The organism is Rhizobacter sp. P2_H2 (assembly GCF_056403375.1).
On sequence record NZ_JBFUFP010000496.1, the window covers coordinates 1 to 3,897 of the forward strand.

3 protein-coding genes and 1 pseudogene are annotated in these 3,897 nt (G+C 66.0%); all 4 read left to right on the plus strand.

Going from position 1 to position 3,897, the window contains the following annotated elements:
- Nucleotides 1-363, plus strand: a pseudogene (locus AC1D15_RS21080) (competence/damage-inducible protein A); the annotation flags it as partial.
- Nucleotides 364-608: 245 nt separating this feature from the next.
- Nucleotides 609-2,024 (plus strand): type I glutamate--ammonia ligase, encoded by a 1,416-nt coding sequence (gene glnA / locus AC1D15_RS21085; RefSeq protein ID WP_047513059.1) that lies wholly within the window; start codon nt 609-611, stop codon nt 2,022-2,024.
- Between the two features lie 193 nt (nt 2,025-2,217).
- On the plus strand, nt 2,218-2,694 hold the full coding sequence (locus AC1D15_RS21090) for a hypothetical protein (RefSeq protein WP_047513056.1): 477 nt from the start codon (nt 2,218-2,220) through the stop codon (nt 2,692-2,694).
- Nucleotides 2,695-2,795: 101 nt separating this feature from the next.
- Nucleotides 2,796-3,818 (plus strand): nitrogen regulation protein NR(II), encoded by a 1,023-nt coding sequence (gene glnL, locus AC1D15_RS21095; RefSeq protein WP_477827503.1) that lies wholly within the window; start codon nt 2,796-2,798, stop codon nt 3,816-3,818.
- Nucleotides 3,819-3,897: the final 79 nt, after the last annotated feature.

A 3,897-nucleotide genomic window follows, 5' to 3' on the forward strand; every position in this document is an offset into this window, starting at 1 on the left:
GCCGGCTTCTCGGTCGGCCATGTGCACTTCGTGCCCGGCTTCCCGGTGATGGCCTGGCCGATGGTGCAGTGGGTGCTCGACGAGCGCTACGCCGCCGAGCACCGCACCGAGCGCCCGCGCGAGCAATCGGTCATCGTGTTCGGCGCGATGGAGTCGACCCTCACGCCGCTGATGGAAGCCATCGAGGCCCGCTTCGACGGCGTCAAGGTGTTCAGCCTGCCGAGTGTCGACCACCCGCAGTGGGGGCGCCACATCGAGCTGGGCGTCAAGGGCGCGGCCGCCCCGGTGGCCGAAGCCTTCGCCGAGTTGCTGGCCGGGCTGCGTGGCCATGGTGCGCAACTCGGCCCCGAATTGGTGCGTTGAGCGCCGAAACCCTTGTCCAGCGTGGTGCTGCGCGGCGCACCAAAGTGGCGTCAACACCCCTCGCACGCATCGTCTTGGAGGCCTCGCTCACCCGGTGGAGCGCATGCCGGCTGGCCCTGCTCTGTCATCGGGCGCGGGCATGCTTTCTGCTACATTCCTGTGCGCATTTCCAGGCCCCTCCCGGCACTGAAACTGTCGTTGTACCCACCCACTCACCCCCACAAGCCTCTCGCTAGGAGAACCTGATGGCAAAGACCGTCGCCGACGTGATGAAGATGGTGAAGGAAAGCGAGGTCAAGTTCGTTGACTTCCGCTTCACCGATACCCGCGGCAAAGAGCAACACGTTTCGGTGCCCCTGTCTGCGTTCGACGAAGACAAGTTCATCTCCGGCCACGCCTTCGACGGTTCGTCGATCGCCGGCTGGAAGGGCATCGAGGCTTCCGACATGCTGTTGATGCCGGACCCGAACACGGCCAACATCGACCCGTTCTTCGAAGAGCCGACGCTGATCCTCACCTGCGACGTGATCGAGCCCACCGACGGCAAGCCCTATGAACGCGACCCGCGCTCGCTGGCCAAGCGTGCCGAGGCCTACCTGAAGTCGTCGGGCATCGGCGACACCGCCTTCTTCGGTCCGGAACCCGAGTTCTTCATCTTCGACAGCGTGCGCTGGAACGTGGACATGTCCGGTTCGTTCTCGAAGATCGAGTCCGAGGAAGCGGCCTGGAACACCGGCAAGGAATACGACCACGGCAACTCCGGCTACCGTCCGGCGGTCAAGGGCGGCTACTTCCCGGTGCCGCCGGTCGACAGCGCGCAGGACCTGCGCTCCGAGATGTGCCTGATCCTCGAATCGCTGGGCATCCCGGTCGAAGTGCATCACCACGAAGTGGCGAATGCCGGCCAGATGGAAATCGGCACCAAGTTCAGCTCGCTGGTGCAGCGCGCCGACTGGCTGCAGCTGCAGAAGTACGTGATCCACAACGTGGCCCACGCCTACGGCAAGACCGCCACCTTCATGCCCAAGCCGATCGTCGGCGACAACGGCTCCGGCATGCACGTGCACCAGTCGGTCTGGAAGGACGGCAAGAACCTGTTCGCCGGCGACGGCTATGCCGGCCTGAGCGAATTCGCGCTGTTCTACATCGGCGGCATCATCAAGCACGCCCGCGCGCTGAACGCGATCACGAACCCCGGCACCAACAGCTACAAGCGCCTGGTCCCGGGCTTCGAAGCTCCGGTCAAGCTGGCCTACTCGGCCAAGAACCGCTCGGCCTCGATCCGCATTCCGTACGTCGCCAACCCGAAGGGCCGCCGCATCGAAGCGCGCTTCCCGGATCCGCTGGCGAACCCGTACCTGGCGTTCTCGGCCCTGCTGATGGCCGGCCTCGACGGCGTGGAGAACAAGATCCATCCGGGCGAAGCCGCCACGAAGGACCTGTACCACCTGCCGCCGGAAGAAGACGCGAAGATCCCGACCGTCTGCCACAGCCTCGACCAGGCGCTCGACTACCTGGACAAGGACCGCGCGTTCCTGACCAAGGGTGGTGTCTTCACCGATGCTTACCTTGATGCGTACATCGAACTGAAGATGCAGGAGGTCACGCGCTTCCGCATGACGACCCACCCGGTCGAGTTCGACATGTACTACAGCGCCTGATCTGCGGCGCCTGGTGGCGGCGCGGAACCCGGACCGGGGGCGAAGGCTCTCAGGTCCAGCGGTTCCGCCACCGACACGACGAAAAGGGACGGCCCACGCCGTCCCTTTTTGCATGGCGGGATCGGCCACAATCCACCAGATCCCACGGCCCGAGGTATCTCTCATGCGCTCTCACCGAACCACGACCCGTCGCGTGCTCACACTGGTTGCCGTTGCCACCGTGATCACCCTGCCTGCCCGGGCCGCCGAAGAAAAGACCGTCTACCGCTGCCCCGGCAACCCGGTGCTCTACACCGACACGCTGTCGGCGAAGGAAGCCAAGGAGAAGGGCTGCAAGACGCTCGAGGGCACGCCGATCACCGTGGTGCAGGGGCTGCGCCCGGCGAAGTCGGCCTCGGGCGCGGCGACATCGGGCCAGAACCGCGTCGACCCGAATGACCAGCGCGCCCGCGACAGCGATGCACGCCGCATCCTCGAAGCCGAGCTGAAGAAGGAAGAAGATCGCCTGGCCGAGATGCAGAAGGCCTACAACAACGGCGAGCCCGAGCGCCAGGGCGACGAGAAGAACTACCAGAAGTACATCGACCGCGTCGCCGAGATGAAGGCGAGCCTGCTGCGCAAGGAAAGCGACATCGCCGCGATCAAGCGGGAAATCGCGAAGCTGCAGTGAGCACGCCGGTGACCAAGCCGGTGGGCAAGCCGAAGTCAGCGCGGCCGGCGGCGCCGGGCGACCTGCCCGGGCGCTACGAGGCCTTCGACCACCTGGCGACGATGGTCGCGGTGGTGCGCGACGACGGCAGCTGCCTGTTCGCCAATGCCGCGTTCGAGAACGTGCTGGGCCTGCCGCGGCGCAGCGTGCTGGGCGGCTCGCTGTTCGACTGGTTCATCGATGCCAACTCGGTGCGCGACACCGTGGCCGCGGTCGTGCGCAACGATTTCTCCACCAGCCGCTTCGAGGCCTTGCTGCGCCGGCCGGTGTCGGCCCATGGCGATGCGCTGCCGGTGCACGTGATCGTGAACCAGCTCGACCGGCCGAACGAGGCGATCGTCGAGCTGGTGGAAATCGAGCAGCAGACGCGCCAGGACCGCGAGGAGCGGGCGCTCGGCCAGGCACGTGCCAACAAGGAGCTGATCCGCAACCTGGCGCACGAGATCAAGAACCCGCTCGGCGGCATCCGCGGCGCGGCGCAGCTGCTCGAGATGGAGGTCGAGTCGCGCGCGCTGACCGAGTACACGCAGGTCATCATCCAGGAGGCCGATCGGCTGCAGGCGCTGGTCGACCGGCTGCTCGCGCCGCACCGCAAGCCGCACGTGGTGAGCGACGTCAACATCCACGAGGTCTGCGAGCGGGTGCGCTCGCTGATCATTGCCGAGTTCCCGCGCGGCCTGGCGGTGCAGCGCGACTACGACATCTCGATCCCCGATTTCCGCGGCGACCGCGAGCAGCTGATCCAGGCGGTGCTCAACATCGCGCACAACGCGGCGCAGGCGCTTTCAGAGCGCATCCAGCAGGGCGACGCCTSCATCACGCTGCGCACGCGCATCGCGCGCCAGGTCACGCTGGGCAAGCAACGATATCGATTGGCACTGGACTTGCATATCGAGGACAACGGCCCGGGAATACCGGAGTCGATCCGGGATCGCATTTTTTACCCGCTGGTATCGGGGCGCGATGGCGGGTCGGGCTTGGGACTCACGCTGGCGCAGACGTTCGTGCAGCAACACCAGGGCATGATCGAATGCGAGAGCAAACCGGGCCAGACCCTTTTCAAGATCGTGATCCCGTTGCCCTGAGCCAGAAGCCCGGGGCGGGCGGGACCGGAACCACAGGCAGGGCATGAAACCCATCTGGATCGTTGACGACGACCAATCC

Excerpts from the sequence above, each read along its gene's own strand:
- glnA (WP_047513059.1), top strand. The coding sequence starts at position 609 with ATGGCAAAGACCGTCGCCGACGTGATGAAGATGGTGAAGGAAAGCGAG.